The following is a 19,290-nucleotide window of genomic DNA, read 5'->3' on the forward strand; positions in this document are numbered from 1 at the left end:
TTGCAAACTCAGTCTTCATTAACCTTCGTTAGCAAACTTTTATTTGAATAAGCTGGTAATTTAACAATTTATGGCGATAAGCCCAACTCAGAAATGCCGCGGTAATATCGTACTTCAGATACACCATTCTTCTCGGATGAAACCCGGTGACCTGATGATTGTTTTTAAAACGTGGCCACCACTGGCTAAAGCCTTGTAATACCTGTTCACTGATATCTTCAATGTCATACGACTGAATCAGCTCAGAGAATGTCGCCTCACCAGAAAGCTGCTGTTGCGTTTGCTCCAGAGTGTACAGATTACTGACGGGCACACGCGATAATTTCAGCATTAAACGAATCACCGTTCGCTGCCAGACGCTCATGTTTGACCAAGGTTTGGCTAACAATAAATCGGTATAAGCCAGCAACGCATGATGCTCCCCTTCTTGATCACTTTCTTGATCACAACAGGACGCCAGCAACTTGATGCTCTGACGCAGAAAATACGCTTTATCCGGAAAATGGTAGACACAGTCCAACGCCATGATCCGGTTAATCCCCAAACCTTCATAGGTATGCCATAACATTGGGTCACAGACATTACCAAAGCGACACTGCTCGGCCGAAGTTGGTCGTCCGGCATTCTCAAGTTGCTGCTGGGCAATATCGGTTTGTGAGTGCGACCAGTTAACACCGTACAGCTTGCGGATATGATAATGCTGATGCCATAACAACAATTGATCGCCACAACCAAAGCCACTGTCCAACACCACCGAGTGATTATCTAAACAGGCTTTTGCAGCTAATTGATGGGCAAGATCGGCAGCTGCTTCAGAATATTCCTGAGCACTGCCCACTTGCGCAGGAGTCGACCAAAAACCCAGGTTTCCCCAGTGCTTGCCGGCAACATTCAGACGCTTTTCAGCCAGTCCGTAAAACTCAAAAAGTCGACGTAATTTACGCATCCTGGTCATTCACGACGCTCCTGTATAACGGTCGATTATTTCTGCCAGGGCACAGTAACACCCAAACGTTGGGCAATCGCCACCGATGAATCGACCGCCGCATCCAGCAGAGGAATTTTATCTGCCAGATAGGAACCACAAAACCACACGGTGTTATCCGCTTGTTGCTGAGATTGCCGCAGTTGCTGCATTGCTTGCTGGCTCTCGAGCGTCACCACCGGACGGGTAAAAGTGACACGCGCTAAAACTTGTTGCTGGTCTGCTGTAAAGGTTGGGTTCCAGGTCTGAAATACCATCGGCTGGCCCTGATAGCGATTAATCGCTTTACTCAGGTCAACACTGACCTGAGGGCGTTGCTCGCCGGATTCCGGTAAACAATAACTCACTGCGGAATAACATTTGTCGGCCTGAGGTAAAAACTGATTATCGGTATGTACCATCATTTCTGAGTGTTCAAACGGAATTGTCGCCAGCCAGCTTTTTTGCTGCTCCATCCCTTGCAACATGGCCGCGGCCTGCTGTGCCTGAGACGCGATAACAACCTGGCCAAATGTCATCTCACTGCCATCAGCCAGGGTTAAACGCACGTTATCATCCGCGGTTTTTTCAACCTGCTGCACACTAGCTCCGGTTTTCAGCCGGATACCCTGAGTTAACCTTGGCACAATATCATCAACGCCATATTTGGCATTTACGATGCCAAATTTCCAGATGCCACAAGTGAGGTAAATCAGAATAACATCCGCGGGATAATTCAGAATACTCTGATAATCACAGGTACAAGTCACCGCCAGAATCGGTAATAACACATGCTGTGAAAAGTCTTCACTTACCTGATGTTCGGCTAAAAACTGGCCAAAGGTCATGCCCTGTAATGCCGCTTCCCTGGCTAACATTTTTTCTGCCAGACGATTAAAGCGACGAAATGCCAACAAAAATTTCCAGGCGCGCAAACTGAAAAAAGAACTGGGTTTTAAATAAGAAAAAGTAAAACCGGCAATTTCTTTGTTGCCATAGTGCAGAATTTCATTTCCCTGAGCATCAAAAAACACTCCGGAATGATCACCGGATTCCACTTCAACACCAATATGACGATACAACGCCATCAGGTTGGGATAATAGCCGTCACAAAACACCCGCAGCGGGATATCAATACGATTGGTATAACCGTTGACCGGATAATCAACGGTAAAAATCCCCATCCCGACTTTTTCGTGGCTTTCGATCAGAGTGACATCGTATTTCTGCTTCAGTAAAAAGGCAGCGGATAAGCCAGCAATGCCACTCCCCACTACGGCCAGTGTCGGTTTACCTGATCGGTTTTCGTTATGAAAATGATTATTATCTTTAGCCATAAAACAAAGGCATTAATACGTTATAAAATTCCGGCATAACCATACGGTTTTTGGCTTAAAAAAAACAGAGCTGTTAATGACATTTAAAAGAACAACCCAATAGAGACATAAGTTTGTGTGGTTCGGCCATTCGCATCATTTAATCCCTGAGCATAACCCAACGTAAACGGTACAATCGCCCGGTATCCCAACACCAGCTCGGTGGTAATTTCAGCACCAATACCCGTCAATTGATCGCGTTTTTGCTGGCGAAACCAGGCCTGCCCGGAATCAACAAAGGTACGGCCAACAATATCCAGCGCACCAAAAGGATTAAGGCCCCAATTGTTCTCAAGGCGGTATAACGGAAAGCCCAAACTCAGCGTTTGCCGATGGATGTAATGACCGCGTTGTACATTATTCTCATAACCCCGCAAATAATAATCGTTACGACCAAACAAACGACCGCCATCACCACTTTCGCCCCCCAAAGAAAAAGACTCAGCACCTTTGTCGGCAATACCACCCGCCAGGTCATAACTCAGGCTTAAACGTCCGGGTAAATCCCAGCTGTGGTTCACACGAGCCTGCCAGCTGTCACCACTAAAATCAGATTGAATGACGTCATTGGTTTCATAAATCAAATCGACATAGGTGCCCCACCCGGTGCCGGGAACATCGGTAAAAAATTCACGATTATCAAATCGCAACGCGCCACCCAGCAGCGCTTCATCGCGTTTAATTGAGGTGTCCACCAGCTGTTTTTGCTCAATCGTCGCGCCCAGATAAAACGTCAACTGATCTTCAAACATCGGGGCTAATAACGACCTCTGAATCAGCCATTCATCATCACGCTGAACATTCTCAATAAAACGACCACTTTCCTCCCGGACGCTGTTTAAGCTGTCATGATCACGGGAAAAAGCCACCGTCCAGCGATTATCGAATTGATACGTTAACTGCGTATTCCACTGCTCCAGCTGAGTATCCCGATTCACCAGTGCCGAATAACGATGACGCCCTAATGCATCCGTTCCTGCGGTAATTACTCCAATTTTGGTTGAACTGTCATTACTCAGATAAAAAGGCAACCAGGTGTGAGGCCGGATACTGCGCCACAACGCTGAATGATTAAATTGGTATGGCTCTGATTGAGTTTCAGATTTATTCAATGCCGTTACGCGAGATACACCATAATCAAAGTGATAACGACCCTGTACAGATTCCGCGTTCAGTTGTGCATAAGATGTCAGCGGCTGCTGAACCAGCTGATAACCATTGTGCTGGTATCGGCTGTAATAGAGGATATTGTTGACGACTGATGGGTTAAATGCCCCGGTTAAAGTGTTGGTTAATTGCTGCAGTGTTTCCGGTGCCGTTAGATTCAGCTGATAAATATTAAAAACACCCTGATAATCAGCACTGAAAATAATGTCTGAATCGGAAATAAATTCCGGCGAATTTTCCGTTGCCTTGCTGTCAGTGATGGCCTGCCAGCGAAAAGGGTTGGCTGACATATCGGCTATGCTCAGATTCCAACCCTGATTGGCCTGTTTTAACGATGCAATAATGCGCTGATCACGCACATCAAAGTCAGCCAATACCTCTCCCGGCTGACCACGCCATAACACTTGTGGTGTTACCAGTTTATTTTCCTGGTTATCATTTTTTTTCAGCTTAAGCACCACCAGCTCACTGATACCCTGAGTATTGCGACTGGCCAATACCGTTTCTTCATCCAGCCAGCGCGCTTTGCGAAAACGCTGACGCTCACTCAGCTGTTGCCAGCCCTGCTGGGCATTCCATAAAAACAAATCATTCCAGGCACGGCCATCGGCATAAAATAACTGCCGTGACGCGAGGATATTGCCGCGCTCTGAAACGTCGATATAACGAATGCCTTTTTTGTGCGTGAGCACCTCTGCGCTTTCACTCATATCTGAAGACAGGGTCGATGCTGAATATCGAATAAGTTCTGTGCGTTGCGAGCGACTGGTATTAACAGCGAACAATGCCTTGGCATTCGCGCTGAATACCGGCGGGGAGGTTTTTTCAGCGGCAATAATATCAGTATGGATATCCGCCTGATTATCCGTTAAATAATGAATTTGTGGCGAAAAGCGCTGCTGCAGATACAGCAAAAATTCCTGCCACAGCTGACTGAATGCTTTACCGAATACGGCTTTGGCCGTGCCTTCCTGCATAAAATACCCCACCAACTCGTGGCTGTATCGCTGCAGATAATCACGTAATTTTTGTTCGCCATAAGTGATGGCCAGATATTCAATAAAAAACGAGCCGTATAAATACGCCCGGTTGGTTGGAAATTCTCGCCCTGGCGTCACTGCCTCACCTAAAGACATCAATTCACCACTGGCAACCTCAGTGCGCATCAGCATCTGATAAAAATTGCTTTGCAAGCGGCCGTAACCCTGCTCCTTATTGGTTTCCAGATACACCGCCAACCCTTCCAGCAACATTGGTGGCGCTAACGAATGAGGAAAAGGAGATAACGGTATAATAACGGGCAACAAGGGTGTGCGGCCCAAAATGTCACGGCTGGTTTGTGTCACACCGGAAGCCATTTCGGTATGTAATACATGCACGTATTCGTGGCGAATTAACCCGGGCAACCAGTCGCCAATGGTTTCCAGGCCGTTAAGGTCCTGTGGCGGGCTGGCGTATAAACGGATCTGAGCAAATGGGAACGGCGTTGCCCACCCGTTTGAAGTATCAAAGTCATCCACCAGTACAATCCGGGTGGGTTCTGGTGGTAATGTCACCTGACCCTGATCATCGGTGAAAAATGGCACTAACTCGCGGTGTACCTGCTCAGCAATCTGCAGTGATTGCTGAGCCATCACTTGGTTCTCATCACGATAAAATATTTCAAAGTTGTCCGACGACAACACCTGCCAGGGAGTATCTTCTCCGGTATCCCAGGAAACCGGTACAGCCGCGACCTGGTAAGCGGGAATAAGAGTCAGCAACAGGAGCAAAAGCGCCAGTCTGGCGTAAAAAACGGATAAAACGCGCTGAACCATACGATGCCGATGCCTTCTGTTATGCCTGTTAAAAGCCGTGATGATTATTTGTCCATAAAGGCAGCATCATAACGTGGATAATCTGCCTTTGCCTATGACAGAGCTTGCCGCTGAAAATTCACTGATTTACGCTGATAACAGTCCATCAGACGCAGACTTGTCTGCAGGAGTAACGCTATGCCCTGGTCTGATCACCACCGAAGAGCCGCACGTTATAACCGCTGGATCAACACCAACCTTTACCTGGCCTGCCAGCAACTATCCGAACAACAATTCTGCAGCGATCAGAAGCTGTTTTTTCACTCTGTGTGCGGCACCTTAAATCATCTGCTGATTACCGATTTATTATGGTTAAAACGTTTGGCCAACAGTTATCCGATTCTGGAAGAATTACGTGATATCGAGTTTCCGCCAAAGCTGAATGGCACGATCAGCACCGAGCTTGATCAGCTCTGGGAGCTCAGACAACGCATTGATGATGTGATGATTCGCTGGACCGATTTATTACGCCAGGATGATGCCAAAGCCGTGATTGAATACACCTCAACCGCTGGCACCGAATACGCTAAACCCCTCGATGCTACATTGCAGCATTTGTTTAATCACCAAACGCATCATCGTGGTCAGGTGACGGCTGTACTCGGGCAACTGGGGGTAGATTATGGCGAAACCGATTTGTTGTTTATGCCCGGAGAAGGCTGAAACATAGAGAAGACTGAGCACAAAGAAAACTTAAAGCTAAAAAAAACCAGAGCTCAAAAAAGAGCGCCGTCAGAAATAACGCAGCACTTCAGCTGCCAGAATGCCTAACACGGCAATCACAAACCAGTGCCAGTGACGAAAAACCGGATCTGGCAAGGGCGTTTCATCGCGACGATTAGCCTCGTCGTATTGTTCAACCACCCGGCGCCCTTGTTCAAAGTCATCATTGTTAACCATCACCCGGACGTAATTATTCGCCGCCAGGTCGCCCATACCGCCGGTCAGGTATTCGCCTTCGATAAAGGCACTGATTTTATGTTGTTGTAGCAGACCCACCAGCACATGCGCTTCGAGCATATCCGCGGCGTTATAAACACATTTCATAAGTCACAATGATAACGATCGTTTGGGAAATTATCCGTCATTATTCAATAGCTGTTCTGCCCGACCAAGGTGGAAGCGATAAATCTGAAACGGTGCCCGGGCCAGCATTTCATCGCGGGGAATCCCAATCACCTGATGCAATGCTGAACAAGTGACGTATAAATAGCCATCCTCAGCCAAGCTGAAACCATCCGGCCAGCGTAAGTCAGCTGAGCGCAATAAGGTCTGTAACTCACCATCCGGGCGACGGCGAACAATGGCGGAATGTTCCAGATCGCTCAGGTACACATTTCCGGTGGCATCTATCGCCATACCATCGGTCATGGTTTTGGCCCCAAGTGCTTCAACCCGGGATTCCAGCGTGGCATAAGGTAAGGTGTGATCGTGTAAATCCGCCGTACGCACCCGATACAGCTGCTCGGCACTGATCGCAGCAAAATACAACCACTCTCCCGCTGCATCCAGCGCAATACCATCCACCCCTGGGTTCACCGTAAACACCCCAAATAACGACATCGCCCGCCCCTGTACCACAGGCTGGTAATCTCCGGCAGTCACCGTATGGCTTTTATGTAATACCCGCCAGCTGTCCTGCTCCTGGCGATCAAATACCACCAGAGCGGGTGTCTGCGCTAACAAACTGGCATCCGTTATATAGAAGTAACGACCATCTGGGCTGATACGAAAATCATTGGCGTGGGAACCCAGCGGGAACACATCCCGTGGAAAGGTGTATTGCTGCAACAACTCGCCATTATTAATATCAAATGCCAGCAAACGCACCGATTCCAGGCCATGTTTGCCGTTATCCAATAACCACAGCTCATTGTTAAACAAGCGCAGCGATAACACTTCATTCAGAGCGCCGTCTTTACCAGAACCGGGTTGCCAACTGGCATCCGGGAAAGCAACGACCTGATCTGCTTCGCCCGGTATTTTGCGCAACTCGGCAACATTAATCTCTGGCCCGGCTTCCGGGTGGAAGGTAAAAAACACGCGATTTTCAACGCTGACCGCAATATTGCCCGGCGGGTAAGGAAGTTCGGCAACAGTTTCTAATTCAGTGGATGGCAGCAGCGGCGCACCACTCAGGTCTGGAAAGGATTCATGTTGATAATAACCCCAGCGTACAGCGGCTAATCCGGCAGCCAGCAAAACAATCAACAACAGCGAAATACGCGCAAACATCATGAATCCTTATTATTTTTGAAGCTGTGCAACACTAACAAAGTTCTCAGAGCCTGTTAACACCATACAGGCCCCCTCCCTTTTAGTGCTATTGACGACATACCTTCAGCAAGGCGGAAAATTAGGATAGAGTGCGCGCCTGTTTAGTTCCCCATTGATCCTACGCCACCAGAGCACGAGAGTTTTATGCAATTGCCGGTTATTTATCAGGACGATCACCTGATCGCGATTAACAAACCCAGTGGACTTCTGGTACATCGCAGCGAGATCGACCGCCATGAAACCCGCTTTGCCCTGCAGTTAGTGCGCAATATGCTGGGTCACCATGTGTTTCCGGTGCATCGCTTGGACAAACCCACTTCCGGCGTGCTGTTATTTGCAAAAACCTCTGAAATCGCCAGCTTGGTGGTGGATCAGTGGCGTGAACGAGCGGTCGACAAACGTTATCTGGCGATTGTTCGTGGGTACTTCCCGGAGTCGGTTCATCTCGACAAAGCCATGTCGCCGCCGGTTGATAAATACGCCAAGCACGAACGAGTAAAACCACCCCAGGAAGCGATTACGGATTTCCGTTGTCTGGCTCAGGTGGAATTACCCATCGCCATCGACAAATATCCGCAGTCACGCTATTCATTGATTGAGGCGATCCCAAAAACCGGACGCAAACATCAGATTCGTCGTCACCTGAAACACCTGGCCCACCCGATTATTGGTGACGCCCGTTATGGTAAAGGCAAACACAGCCGTTATTTCCGTGATCATTTTGACGCGCCGCGTCTGTTATTACATGCCTGGCAGCTGACCATGCAACACCCGGTTTCTGGTGAAACTCTGACCTTAAATGCACCGGTTGATAATGTGATGCGCCGTTTGTGTCTGCGCTTTGGCTGGCAGCAGTCTTTACCAGGCGAGCTACAAGACTGGTCAGAAAGGGTGCCAGACTGTATGGATCAGTTCTTTCCAGAGCGCGATGAACCCACCTGTGTGTCTGAAATTCTGCCGCCACCTCCGGTTTCAGCAACGACAGACCCCGAGTGATTGGCAATCTTTACAATCGCTTTGTGGATAAAAAACTGGATATTTTTTTGAAAAGACCCGCCAGGCCGCATCATTACTGGCTTTGCGGGTTTTTGGGGTTATTTTATTAAAAATTTTTTTCTATTAAATTCAAATACTTAAACAAAACAAATAAAAAGTGTCAGGCTATTGACTTATCCTCTTCAGATAGAATCCTCGAAATTATTATTGTGCATAACCCGGTTTTTTATGCAGAGTTGTCCGTTTTAACATCTTGACATTCACATCCAAGTTTTTATCCAACTGAAACCTCATACCAGCATCTTAGCCGCCCATCAGTCATCCATCTGCCATCATAGGTTTCCCACAGATTCTGGGGATAAGTGAGTGAATAACACGGTTAAAAGTGCCTCTAAGGGCCGGTTTTATTACCCTTGAAACAAATTGTTTATTTTTTGAACAAAATAAAAAACCTATATTTTTCAATGAGTTACAAATATCAACGGTAAAAGTTACTTTTTTTTGGCTATTTTCAGCCATCTTTTCTGGCATGCACAAGCATTGTGCATAAGGCACCACAAAGGACAACCGTAACTTCATCATTTAAACAAAGCCGTGGTAATAACCTTTAATTTTAAGCGGATAATTGTTAACAATCGTTCTCATCTGATAAATACGGCGTTTGCAGGTAAGTGGATACTTCTTCACAATTTCTGTGTATAAGTATGTTAACAACCGTTTGAAACTCTCTTACAGAATGCGTGGTTATCGGCTTTTTGACAGATTGACGTATTTTTGACCAGAAAATTTTTTCTATAAGAAACAATAAGTTACAAAGATAATAAAACCAACGTACTGATTATTTGATTTTTTTGACAGTAACCATCGAGAACCCGCGCGAGAAGACTATTTTGACAGCCGAATACCCGCTTTTTGCAATTCACGGGTCAATAGCTTGTCCAACGGCAATATCGCCTGTGGCTGGACTTCCAGCAGCCGATAACCCGCTGTGGTAATGGCTTCTGGTGCTGCCAACTTGTGCTGTAAGGCTGATGCGCTTCGGTCATCCGGACGATTACCCCAGTACTGAATCACCAGTGCGTGATCCGGCAAAACAATATCCGCAACACAGTCATCCTTGAGTTGACGCCGCATGGCAAAATGCAGGCGATGAAGATAAAGCCAGTTACACAGCAAACGCTCTCCGGCATCACTAACGCCACGGCCATCCAATGCAAAATCGGTTATATGCTCAATGTCCAGCTGCGCCAGCATCTGCATCAATTGAGGTTGTTGTAGCAACGACTCAGGCCAGGAGACATAACTGGCACCTTCCTGGGTTTCGCGGTTCTGACCATCCTGTTGCTGCCCCAGTTGTGTTGTTTGCCAACCGTTCGCCAGTGGCTCAATCCAACCCAACTCCTGTAATAACAGATTCACCAACCGAGCCGATAACCCGGCGTGTTTGGCAATCGCGCTGGCGCTAAGCCGCGGTTGCTCCATATCCTGTAGCAGGCGATGCTGGAGCAGTGTCTGTGGCCAGACAATGTAGGTGCCAAATTTATCGGACGTCTGATATTCCCCGCCTTCAAACTCCCCTTTCGCCGTCAGAGCGTAATGATTTTTCCCCTCTTTCACGGTGCGGGTAATCCACTGCCGCTCAACCAGACGAGCAAACAGTTGGCGGCTATCAATACCGGCTGATTTGGCCAGCCGGGAAGTCGATATTTTTTTGGAGTTTGAATCAGGCATATTTATTTTTGCAAGATATTTTATTTTTTAAGGCAAGTTTGATCGTAATTGTCGATGGCTTTCTGGCGAATGGCTTCAGCTGTTTTTTCATCATCATAAACACGCTCACCATTTTTATCCGTGGTATAAAAATGTGTTGCCCAGATGGCTTTTTCTTTATTTTTCTTCAGCTTAGCGCATAACACTTCGTGCTCTTTTTTCGCTTGCCGCTGTTCGGCACGCTGCTTTTCCAGACTTTTTCTTTCGGCTTCCATCGATTTCAGCAACTGCTGTTGTTGTTGCAAACGCTGCTGCTTAATTTCACGCTGGCGTTCATCAGAAACTTTCGAGTGATTTAAATTCACGGTCTCGGTTTTGGCTGCCACCGGTGGCTTATCACTGAAATTCACCTTGCCATTTTCATCGACCCATTTATAAACCTGGGCAACACTTGGCTGAACAAAACACAACTGAGCCAACAATAATCCGCTGAATAATAAAATCGATAATAAAGTTTTCATAATAACGTCCTGTTTTATGGATTTCCGTTTGTCCTGTCAGGCATGGCACCACATTCAGCAAGCCAGCTCTGCCAGGCTTTTACATGGCGTTTATTCGCCAGTTCAAAGTCTTGTTTTTGCTCAACAAGGTTGGTCAACCAGTTCGAATAGTCGGGCTGCTCAGGGGTAAGCTCCTGCAACCGCTGTAATCTTGGCATTAATTCATTACCAAAGCGATAGACCCGTGCCAGATACGGCTGAATCACAGCGACATACTTTTGTTGAAACACATTTTTAAGATACGTGGCTTCTCGTTGTTCAACACCTTGCCGACATAAGGTTTGCCTGGCCTGGGTTTGTTCCAGTAACTGCGCCGCCTGATTCAGCATCGCCGTCAGTTTATTCAAACTGTTGCGCCAGCGCCCCAAAGATTCCGCCAGCAGCAGCTGTTGTAGTTCCAACTCCATGCGCTGGCTGTCATAAGCATAATTCTGTTGTTGCCAGCCACGCCCCTGCTCAATGGCATAATCCAGCGCCACCAACCCGGCTGATAAATGCCCGGGTTCGTCACCACCCTGTTCAATCGTTTGCCCGGAACCGGAACGATAATACTGCCACTCAACATCGCTAAACCAGGCATTCCACCACACTTTCATCCGTTGTTGCTGCTTCAATTGCAACGCCTGCTGCAGGGTATCAGCCAGCTCTGGCTGTGCATCCTTAATCTGAGTAATACAATCTGGCAGGTGAATCAGGATATCCCGCTCAAGGTGCATTTGTTGGCTGGGGCTGGCCACCTTGCCTAACTGGCTGTTCTTATAACCCAACGTTTGTGCCAGCGAACAGGATTGCAGCTTCAGAAAATCCAGCAAAGTGACGCTGCTGGCCGCTAAGGGAAGACGGGAAAATAATGAGGAGTCAGGCTGCTGAAGCTCTGTGCTATCACGGATATCCGTTAGAGACTCACCCGTGACCCGGCTGATTCGTTGCAGGTAATCCTCCGACAACGATGTCAGAGGTTCACTGCAACCGCTCAGAAAAAATACAACCATAAAACAACACGCCAACCTGAGCATAAGCCTGTTATTCCCCGTCATCCGGCTACTTGTACATAAAGTCTTCCAGCCCCTGGCCAGTGACTTCTTTAATCTGTTTAAACAGGTACCAAATGGCAATGCCCAGCACAATCATGCTTGGCAATACAATCACCGGATAGCTCAGCGCTGTCATAGTACCCAGCTGCTCATTGTATTCCGGAGTACCGGCCGGGCTGGTGACAATATAACGCGCTAAGCCATAGTTCAGCGCTGACGATAAGAAGAAAGAAGCAGCAACAATTTTATTGGCCACGCTCAGGTGGCTGTTAAAAGCGTCTTCCTGGTTACGCTCGGCGACTAATTGCTTGAGGCGGGCGACATCAAGAATTTCTTCGTTAAGAATAATCAGACGGATTAACGAATATTTGCTGTTCAGTGTCAGTAACACGCCAATGCCAATTAACCCAGGAATCAATGCCTCTTTAATGGCAATGTATTCGGGTGGCAACTTCAGCAGGCTGATGCCACCGGTCAGTAATACACTGACCACACCCAGAATCGAAAACACATTCACTTTGCCAGCACCGCGCAGATCCCAGGCGCCAAACGCCAGCGGGAATGCCAACGCACAAATCACCCCCAGTGTTGGCCCTAACATATCGTCGCCACTGGCTTTGGTCAGGATCAGGGTTGGAATCACGATGTTAAACATCAGGTTACTGAAAAAGCTGTGATTCGGTTTACTGTGTTGTTCTGCCGGATTGGCCATAAAACGTCCTGATTTGTTTCAATTTTCAGGCAGTATAACGGCCTTCGGATAGAGACAGAACCTTTGATCGAAGTCAGTCTGGCAAGACTGAGACCTGTTACTCTGTGCGGTTATTGATCCAAACGATTATTGTCGAGGTTGCCATCATGCTTGAACTGAATCATCCGGACGTTGCCATTATTGGTGCAGGCCCGGCCGGGCTGAGCTTTGCGTTATGCCTGGCACGTTCTGGCTTGTCGATCTGTGTGATTGACCAGCAACCACTGGAACAGATTGCTAATGCCCAGCTTGATGGCCGAGACATCGCCATGAACCACCTTTCTAAAGGTATTCTCGAAGAGCTGGGCGTGTGGCAGCGTTTTCCGCAAGAAGCCGTGCATCCACTCAAAGACGCCAAAGTGATTAACGGTGATTCGCCCTACACACTGCACTTTGAACGCAGTGACGATAGCCATGCGCCGCTGGGCTATCTGGTTGCTAATCATCAGATCCGCCGTGCCTTGTATCAGCAAGTGCAGCAGCACGACAATATTCAGCTGTTAACACAAGCCAATGTCACCAATGTGCATACCAATGCGGCTGATGGCGTGGTCGAGCTTGAAACAACCGACGGAATCAAAACATTACGCGCAGCCCTGGTCGTGGCCGCTGACAGCCGCTTCTCCGCAGTGCGTCGTATGATGGGCATCTCCGCCAAGATGAAAGACTATGGCCGGGTGATGATGGTGTGCAATATGGAGCACGAAAAAGACCACGAACACACCGCCCGTGAATGTTTCTTCTACGGCCGCACCTGTGCCATTTTGCCACTGGGGCCAAACCAGTCATCAATTGTGATTACCACCCCATCGGCGCGCTCAGCCGAACTGAATAACCTCAGTGATGAAGACTTTACCCGCGAAGCTGAACAGATGATTGGCCATCGCTTAGGCAAAATGACTTTGCTGACCGAGCGGCATTCTTATCCGCTGGTTGGTGCTATGTCGAACCGCTTTATTGGCCAACGCTTTGCCCTGATAGGTGATGCCGCCGTTGGTATGCACCCGGTAACCGCACACGGTTATAACCTCGGCCTGCGCTCGGCCGATACTCTGGCTAGCCAGATTATTAAAGCCCAACAATCGGGCAAGGATATTGGCTCGCAATGGGTACTGGGGAATTATGAAGTGCGCCATAAACTGTTGAGTAAACCCATTTATGAAGGCACCAATGTGGTGGTTCAGTTATTTACCGATGATAACCCGCTGGCGAAGGTTGCGCGTAAAGCCGCGCTGCGGATTGGGAATCACCTGACGCCGTTTAAAAAACTGGTAACCCAGCGGTTAATTCAGGAGCGCTAAACCTATTAATAAGTGCTGGTAGGCAGAGCATACTATTTGGGCAGATTGTTCTGCCCTTTTTTATAGAATAAAGTCAGCGCATAAGCCGCCATCCAGAAGCAGATGACGGCGCCAATACCAAATGCAATTTTTCCGGTCGGCAAGCCGGTGATAGAAGTCATCAGTTTACCACTGCCAGATATTTGCGACTCATCCACAAATAAAGCGATCCAGCCACCCACCGAGCCCATGGCCGAACAAAACAGAGCGGCCAACAGGTCGTTCCATTTGCTGTGTTTGTCTTTGATTAAGGTCATTACACCCGCAATCACGATGACAAAACCTGCAACCGTCACCACCCATTGAGGAGTTCCCGGCGAGGCTTTACCCCAGGTAGTAATCTGCAAGCCTTCTGAGATCATAAACAGACCCCAGGCCAGCAGAATCAAGCTGAGCGATAAGCTGGGTTTTACTTCTTTCATAGCAAGGTCATATTTATTAAGAGAATGTGTCAGGTTATCTGATTGTCTGCAGAATGACATACTGACTGTTTATTGCATACTTCACTATCAAGCGACTCATGTGCTACTTTGGCGCAGAATACAGAGAAAATCGCAGAGAATATAAAGAGCTCAATTGACTTCAAAGCATGTCATTATTATTTCTCCATTTTTTTCCTTCTCTACACACTTCAACCTGGCTTTTCCGTCTTTTGGGCTGACTTGATCCGTTTTCCTATAGTGATGCGAACCATCTAGGTGCGTCATTCGATGATTGTCTACACGTTGATAGCCTTCTTGTAAAAAAGCCGGGATAATCACAAAATATAAAAGCGGAAACAGTATTAACGCGACCTTGCTGAACTTATTGAAAAAAGATTCGATGTCATCCTGATTTTTTGAATAATAATCACCCAGCCATTGGTATGGTGCGTTTAAAACCAAAACGTAGAAATAAGCACATACAAGCATTGGCACCAAGGAGATCAGTAATATATCGCCTTCGGTAACTTTTTCTGAGTTAACCACAATATTCAGAACCAGCAGAATCAATATGATAGGTGCTGAGTAAACTATGCAGAAGTGCTTCACTGCTTTCATACCGATCTATTATCCTTCATAAACCTCCTCCTATTTAAAACCTGACGTGATCATACAAACAATGTCCCTTCCATGTTTTTATTAGAAGTTTACAAGCCATCTAGTTGATCATACTAACCGGATGCCTTTACAGACAGGCCAAATATAAGAATCCCCATAAAAGCAACACTATAATACTTCAATAGCGAACAGTGCTCTTCCCTCCAGTTTTTAACAAACGGCAAAATGAGAAATACAGCATAAATCAGCAACCCAATAATAGAGAAAGCCAAGTTCAACCCGATCAGGTGAATTGTTACCGAATCACCCGATCTAAACAAAGGTACGGGCAAAGATAGCTTCAGCAAACCATAGCTGGCATACAGCAACGACAAAACACCAATCATCGCTTCATACTTACCATCTGTTTTTTTAACTTTAACTATCAAATTCTTCATTTTCTATCTCAAATATCTAGCGCCACTAGGTCAGAAGGCAGAGCATACTCACCCTTTAATCACTCAAAATTTCGGAAGCCTATTCACAGTCTCTCGAAGCGACTGTTCCGCCTCATACTCCAATTTTTCGCTTCCCATAGCAACAGCCTCATGGAAAGTAATAACACCTTCTTTTACCTTCCAATAGGCCCAGCTAAACGCGATTTCATCTCTAATACTATTCTCTTTTATGAATTTTAATAAGTCAGGTGTCTCTGTAAACCATTCACCATGAAGGCGGCTAGATGCAAACATATCGTGAAGGTAGTGCTCTGTTAAACCCGGCCCAAAACAAATACCAATAATATCAAGTTCATCAGGTGATCCAGTCTGTAGAGTCCTTAAGCGTTCTCCAACCGTAGTCGTAGTTTTACCTATCTTAATTCGCCGTGTGATATTTCCTTGAATGAAGTAAGTAATCTCATCCTGATAGATCTTAAACTTTAATTTCATAGTGGAGGTGCATCTTCGTCATATAGATAAAAATCGGAACATAATTATACAAAAACCGCCTGTTATATCACGACAACAGGCGGTTTTTGTAAGAGCCGAAGCAATCAGAAATTAACTTTTCGCTTCTTCTTTGGCCTCTTTGGAAAAGGCGGTCATCGCCATATAAAACACCGGAGTAAATAGCAGACCAAAGAAGGTCACCCCGAGCATTCCGGCAAATACCGCATCTCCCATAGCCTGACGCATTTCTGCCCCAGCGCCGGTTGCCAGTACCAGCGGTACAACCCCCGCGGTAAAGGCGATGGATGTCATCAGAATCGGACGCAAACGCAGGCGGCACGCTTCAAGAATGGCATCCAGTCGTGACAAGCCGCTGTTGTTACGATCACGAGCAAATTCGACCATCAGGATGGCGTTTTTGCAGGCCAGTGCGATCAATACAATCAACGCAATACGGGTAAAGATATTGTTATCCCCTCCGGCAATCGCGACACCTAATAGGGCCGACAGAATGGTCATTGGCACAATCAGGATAATGGCCATTGGCAGCGTCAGACTTTCATAAGTTGCCGCTAACACCAGGAATACCAGCAGCACCACCAGCGGGAAGATATACACCATGGTGTTGCCCGCCAGGATCTGTTGGTACGTCACTTCGGTCCATTCGTAGGCAATGCCTTCTGGCAGGTTTTCATCCAGAATTTTGGTCATCGCGGCTAACGCCTGATCGGAGCTAAAGCCCGGCGATGGGCTGCCGTTTAATTCGGCACTCATGTAACCGTTATAACGCATCACGCGGTCTGGCCCGGTGGTGGGTGTAATGTCGACCATGGCACCCAGCGGTACCATTTCTCCAGCGGCATTACGCACTTCTAAACGCAAGATATGCTCCGGGTCTAACCGGTATTGTGCATCCGCCTGAGCGTTCACCTGATAGGTACGGCCAAACAGGTTGAAGTCGTTCACGTACACTGAACCCAGATAAATCTGCAGCGCTTCAAACACTTCGGTTAATGCAACGCCTTGCAGTAATGCCTGCTCACGATCAACAGTGATATCCAGTTGTGGTACCTGAATACGAAAGCTGGAGAACAAGCCGGTGAGTGCCGGGTCTTGCCAGCCCATGCCCTGCACTTTTTGCAGTGCAGCAAACAGGGCATCGAAACCTAAGTTTCCACGGTCTTCCAGCTGCACTTTAAAGCCGCCGGTCGTACCCAAACCTAAAATAGGCGGTGGCGGGAACACGGCAATAAAGGCTTCATCAATGGTAGAAAACTGAGCATTCAGGCTACCGGTGATAGCAAACGCATTTTGTGCAGGATCATTTTTCCGCTCTTCAAACGGCTTTAATGGCAGGAACATGATGGCGGCGTTGGATGAATTCACAAAACCATTGGCGGATAAACCCGGGAAGCCCACAGCATTACCAACGCCCGGTGTTGCCAGCGCAATGCCAGTCATCTCGCGCACAACCTGCTCGGTACGATCCAGGCTGGCAGCATCCGGCAATTGCACAATACCAATCAGATATTGCTTGTCCTGCGCCGGAATAAAGCCACCCGGTACGTCGTTAAAGACCTTGCCGGTTAACAGCAATAAACCGAAATACACCAGGCCCACAATGGCACCAAAGCGAATTAAACGACGTACGGCACCTTCATAAAGATCGGAGCTTTTGTCGAATAAACGATTAAATGGTCGGAATAACCAGGCACCAAAAAGTTTATCCATGCCACGCGTCAACGCGTCTGGCCGATTTTTAGGGTCAGAAGTATCATGACCTTTTAATAAAATCGCAGATAACGCCGGCGATAACGTCAGCGAGTTAAAGGCTGAAATTAACGTCGAAATAGTAATGGTCAGTGCAAACTGTTTATAAAACTGGCCACTTAATCCCTGAATAAAGGCGGTCGGAATAAATACGGCACACAGCACTAACGCAATCGCAATAATTGGCCCGGTTACTTCGGTCATGGCTTGTTTGGTCGCCTCAACCGGAGACAAACCTTCACCAATATTCCGTTCAACGTTTTCCACCACCACAATTGCATCGTCGACAACAATACCGATGGCCAGTACCAATCCGAATAACGACAAGGTATTAATCGACACCCCTAACCACTGCATCACGGCAAAGGTACCAATTAACGATACCGGTACTGCAATTAACGGAATAATCGATGCGCGCCAGGTTTGCAGGAATAAAATCACCACTAAAACAACCAGCACGATGGCTTCCAGTAACGTGGTAATGACGGCATCAATCGAACCACGCACAAATACCGTTGGGTCATATACGATGTCGTAACTGACGCCCGCCGGGAAGTTTTCAGACAGCTCAGCCATCTTGGCACGAACCGCATCGGATAACGCAATGGCGTTAGAACCCGGACGTTGGAACACCGGAATGGCAATGGCGTTTTTGCCGTCCAACAGTGAGCGCAACGAGTAGGTGTTTTCACCCAACTCCACCCGCGCCACATCTTTCAGACGGGTAATGGCGCCCTGTTCACCCACACGGATAACAATATTCTCAAACTCTTCGACGGTGCTTAACCGGCCCTGCACATTCAGCAGAATCTGGAACTGGTTTTCACGCACGGTAGGCTGAGCCCCCAGCGTACCAGCGGCAACCTGACGGTTTTGTTCCCGCACCGCACGCACTACATCACCCGCCGTTAAACGACGCTCGGCCAGCTCTTCCGGTTGCAGCCATAAACGCATGGAATACGAACCACCACCAAACAACTGTACGTTACCCACACCTTCAACGGCTTTTAATTCGTCTTCGATGTAAATATCGCCGTAGTTGGCAAGATAACTGTTATCCCGAGAGCCATCCGGCGAGAAAATATGCACCACCATGGTCAGGTTTGGCGACGCTTTTTCGACCGTTACCCCTAAGCGCTGCACTTCCTGCGGCAAACGCGGCAAAGCCGTATTAACCCGGTTTTGTACCTGCTGCTGGGCTTTGTCTAAATCGGTGCCAAGACGCAGGGTAATGGTTAATGTCATGCGGCCATCGGCTGTCGACTGGGATGACTGGTACAACATATTGTCGAGGCCTGCCATCTCCTGCTCTAGCGGAGATGCCACGGTGTCGGCAATTACCTTGGGGTTAGCCCCCGGGTAATTGGCGGTGACCACAATCGTGGGTGGCACAACTTCCGGATACTCACTGACCGGTAACTGGAATAAAGAAATGCTACCGCCAATTAAAATCAGCAGTGACAGCACCGAGGCAAAAATCGGTCGATTAATAAAAAAGTGACTGAAGTTCATAAACTGTC

General features: G+C 47.6%; 18 protein-coding genes. 3 read left to right on the plus strand and 15 right to left on the minus strand.

Features of this window, described 5'->3' with window-relative positions; all coding sequences use genetic code 11:
* Positions 1–28 precede the first annotated feature (28 nt).
* The 3 genes from KFF03_RS11885 to KFF03_RS11895 all read right to left on the minus strand — a co-directional run bounded on the left by KFF03_RS11885 (position 29) and on the right by KFF03_RS11895 (position 5,324).
* Complete coding sequence (locus KFF03_RS11885; RefSeq protein WP_255857137.1) at positions 29–955, minus strand: hypothetical protein; 927 nt, start codon at positions 953–955, stop codon at positions 29–31.
* Positions 956–981: 26 nt separating this feature from the next.
* A complete protein-coding gene (locus KFF03_RS11890; RefSeq protein WP_255857138.1) occupies positions 982–2,301 on the minus strand; it encodes an NAD(P)-binding protein in 1,320 nt (439 codons plus the stop codon).
* An 83-nt stretch (positions 2,302–2,384) separates the two neighbouring features.
* Positions 2,385–5,324, minus strand: a complete 2,940-nt coding sequence (locus KFF03_RS11895) for a hypothetical protein (protein WP_255857139.1) — start codon at positions 5,322–5,324, stop codon at positions 2,385–2,387.
* A gap of 177 nt (positions 5,325–5,501) precedes the next feature.
* On the opposite strand from KFF03_RS11895, the gene KFF03_RS11900 reads away from it, so the two are divergent.
* Positions 5,502–6,026: a DinB family protein gene (locus tag KFF03_RS11900; protein WP_255857140.1), complete on the plus strand. Its 525-nt coding sequence runs from the start codon at positions 5,502–5,504 to the stop codon at positions 6,024–6,026.
* Between the two features lie 69 nt (positions 6,027–6,095).
* Here KFF03_RS11900 and KFF03_RS11905 read toward each other — a convergent pair whose 3' ends face one another.
* Both KFF03_RS11905 and KFF03_RS11910 read right to left on the minus strand, forming a co-directional pair.
* A complete protein-coding gene (locus tag KFF03_RS11905) occupies positions 6,096–6,410 on the minus strand; it encodes a DUF2007 domain-containing protein (RefSeq protein WP_255857141.1) in 315 nt (104 codons plus the stop codon).
* Positions 6,411–6,440: 30 nt separating this feature from the next.
* Complete coding sequence (locus tag KFF03_RS11910; RefSeq protein ID WP_255857142.1) at positions 6,441–7,601, minus strand: major royal jelly family protein; 1,161 nt, start codon at positions 7,599–7,601, stop codon at positions 6,441–6,443.
* A 183-nt stretch (positions 7,602–7,784) separates the two neighbouring features.
* Between KFF03_RS11910 and KFF03_RS11915 the strand changes: the two genes are divergently transcribed.
* Positions 7,785–8,636, plus strand: coding sequence for a pseudouridine synthase (locus tag KFF03_RS11915; protein ID WP_255857143.1), 852 nt, complete (start codon positions 7,785–7,787; stop codon positions 8,634–8,636).
* Positions 8,637–8,954: 318 nt separating this feature from the next.
* Here KFF03_RS11915 and KFF03_RS11920 read toward each other — a convergent pair whose 3' ends face one another.
* The 5 genes from KFF03_RS11920 to KFF03_RS11940 form a co-directional block, all read right to left on the minus strand.
* Positions 8,955–9,218 (minus strand): hypothetical protein, encoded by a 264-nt coding sequence (locus KFF03_RS11920; RefSeq protein ID WP_255857144.1) that lies wholly within the window; start codon positions 9,216–9,218, stop codon positions 8,955–8,957.
* Positions 9,219–9,521: 303 nt separating this feature from the next.
* Positions 9,522–10,367 (minus strand): hypothetical protein, encoded by an 846-nt coding sequence (locus KFF03_RS11925; protein WP_255857145.1) that lies wholly within the window; start codon positions 10,365–10,367, stop codon positions 9,522–9,524.
* A 20-nt stretch (positions 10,368–10,387) separates the two neighbouring features.
* Positions 10,388–10,867 carry a DUF4124 domain-containing protein gene (locus KFF03_RS11930; protein ID WP_255857146.1) on the minus strand — a complete coding sequence of 160 codons (480 nt, stop codon included), beginning with the start codon at positions 10,865–10,867 and terminating at the stop codon, positions 10,388–10,390.
* Between the two features lie 14 nt (positions 10,868–10,881).
* A complete protein-coding gene (locus tag KFF03_RS11935; protein ID WP_255857147.1) occupies positions 10,882–11,898 on the minus strand; it encodes a DUF3080 family protein in 1,017 nt (338 codons plus the stop codon).
* Between the two features lie 49 nt (positions 11,899–11,947).
* On the minus strand, positions 11,948–12,652 hold the full coding sequence (locus KFF03_RS11940) for a VC0807 family protein (protein ID WP_255857148.1): 705 nt from the start codon (positions 12,650–12,652) through the stop codon (positions 11,948–11,950).
* Between the two features lie 146 nt (positions 12,653–12,798).
* Between KFF03_RS11940 and ubiM the strand changes: the two genes are divergently transcribed.
* Positions 12,799–13,992, plus strand: coding sequence for a 5-demethoxyubiquinol-8 5-hydroxylase UbiM (gene ubiM, locus KFF03_RS11945; RefSeq protein WP_255857149.1), 1,194 nt, complete (start codon positions 12,799–12,801; stop codon positions 13,990–13,992).
* Positions 13,993–14,024: 32 nt separating this feature from the next.
* Here ubiM and KFF03_RS11950 read toward each other — a convergent pair whose 3' ends face one another.
* The 5 genes from KFF03_RS11950 to KFF03_RS11970 form a co-directional block, all read right to left on the minus strand.
* Positions 14,025–14,453, minus strand: a complete 429-nt coding sequence (locus KFF03_RS11950; protein WP_255857150.1) for a hypothetical protein — start codon at positions 14,451–14,453, stop codon at positions 14,025–14,027.
* A 150-nt stretch (positions 14,454–14,603) separates the two neighbouring features.
* Positions 14,604–15,071, minus strand: coding sequence for a hypothetical protein (locus KFF03_RS11955; protein WP_255857151.1), 468 nt, complete (start codon positions 15,069–15,071; stop codon positions 14,604–14,606).
* 113 nt (positions 15,072–15,184) lie between these two features.
* Positions 15,185–15,508 (minus strand): hypothetical protein, encoded by a 324-nt coding sequence (locus tag KFF03_RS11960; RefSeq protein ID WP_255857152.1) that lies wholly within the window; start codon positions 15,506–15,508, stop codon positions 15,185–15,187.
* Positions 15,509–15,571: 63 nt separating this feature from the next.
* Positions 15,572–16,000 carry a GIY-YIG nuclease family protein gene (locus KFF03_RS11965; protein ID WP_255857153.1) on the minus strand — a complete coding sequence of 143 codons (429 nt, stop codon included), beginning with the start codon at positions 15,998–16,000 and terminating at the stop codon, positions 15,572–15,574.
* A 111-nt stretch (positions 16,001–16,111) separates the two neighbouring features.
* The gene (locus KFF03_RS11970; RefSeq protein ID WP_255857154.1) at positions 16,112–19,282 is read right to left on the minus strand and encodes an efflux RND transporter permease subunit; all 3,171 of its coding nucleotides are present in this window, start codon (positions 19,280–19,282) and stop codon (positions 16,112–16,114) included.
* Positions 19,283–19,290 lie beyond the last annotated feature (8 nt).

Source organism: Bacterioplanoides sp. SCSIO 12839, from assembly GCF_024397975.1.
Lineage (GTDB): Bacteria > Pseudomonadota > Gammaproteobacteria > Pseudomonadales > Oceanobacteraceae > Bacterioplanoides.

What these genes read in the sequence shown, in the direction of transcription:
- KFF03_RS11885 (WP_255857137.1), bottom strand. Translation starts at nt 955, where the DNA reads ATGACCAGGATGCGTAAATTACGTCGACTTTTTGAGTTTTACGGACTG.
- KFF03_RS11890 (WP_255857138.1), bottom strand. Translation starts at nt 2,301, where the DNA reads ATGGCTAAAGATAATAATCATTTTCATAACGAAAACCGATCAGGTAAA.
- KFF03_RS11895 (WP_255857139.1), bottom strand. Translation starts at nt 5,324, where the DNA reads ATGGTTCAGCGCGTTTTATCCGTTTTTTACGCCAGACTGGCGCTTTTG.
- KFF03_RS11900 (WP_255857140.1), top strand. Translation starts at nt 5,502, where the DNA reads ATGCCCTGGTCTGATCACCACCGAAGAGCCGCACGTTATAACCGCTGG.
- KFF03_RS11905 (WP_255857141.1), bottom strand. Translation starts at nt 6,410, where the DNA reads ATGAAATGTGTTTATAACGCCGCGGATATGCTCGAAGCGCATGTGCTG.
- KFF03_RS11910 (WP_255857142.1), bottom strand. Translation starts at nt 7,601, where the DNA reads ATGATGTTTGCGCGTATTTCGCTGTTGTTGATTGTTTTGCTGGCTGCC.
- KFF03_RS11915 (WP_255857143.1), top strand. Translation starts at nt 7,785, where the DNA reads ATGCAATTGCCGGTTATTTATCAGGACGATCACCTGATCGCGATTAAC.
- KFF03_RS11920 (WP_255857144.1), bottom strand. Translation starts at nt 9,218, where the DNA reads ATGATGAAGTTACGGTTGTCCTTTGTGGTGCCTTATGCACAATGCTTG.
- KFF03_RS11925 (WP_255857145.1), bottom strand. Translation starts at nt 10,367, where the DNA reads ATGCCTGATTCAAACTCCAAAAAAATATCGACTTCCCGGCTGGCCAAA.
- KFF03_RS11930 (WP_255857146.1), bottom strand. Translation starts at nt 10,867, where the DNA reads ATGAAAACTTTATTATCGATTTTATTATTCAGCGGATTATTGTTGGCT.
- KFF03_RS11935 (WP_255857147.1), bottom strand. Translation starts at nt 11,898, where the DNA reads ATGGTTGTATTTTTTCTGAGCGGTTGCAGTGAACCTCTGACATCGTTG.
- KFF03_RS11940 (WP_255857148.1), bottom strand. Translation starts at nt 12,652, where the DNA reads ATGGCCAATCCGGCAGAACAACACAGTAAACCGAATCACAGCTTTTTC.
- ubiM (WP_255857149.1), top strand. Translation starts at nt 12,799, where the DNA reads ATGCTTGAACTGAATCATCCGGACGTTGCCATTATTGGTGCAGGCCCG.
- KFF03_RS11950 (WP_255857150.1), bottom strand. Translation starts at nt 14,453, where the DNA reads ATGAAAGAAGTAAAACCCAGCTTATCGCTCAGCTTGATTCTGCTGGCC.
- KFF03_RS11955 (WP_255857151.1), bottom strand. Translation starts at nt 15,071, where the DNA reads ATGAAAGCAGTGAAGCACTTCTGCATAGTTTACTCAGCACCTATCATA.
- KFF03_RS11960 (WP_255857152.1), bottom strand. Translation starts at nt 15,508, where the DNA reads ATGAAGAATTTGATAGTTAAAGTTAAAAAAACAGATGGTAAGTATGAA.
- KFF03_RS11965 (WP_255857153.1), bottom strand. Translation starts at nt 16,000, where the DNA reads ATGAAATTAAAGTTTAAGATCTATCAGGATGAGATTACTTACTTCATT.
- KFF03_RS11970 (WP_255857154.1), bottom strand. Translation starts at nt 19,282, where the DNA reads ATGAACTTCAGTCACTTTTTTATTAATCGACCGATTTTTGCCTCGGTG.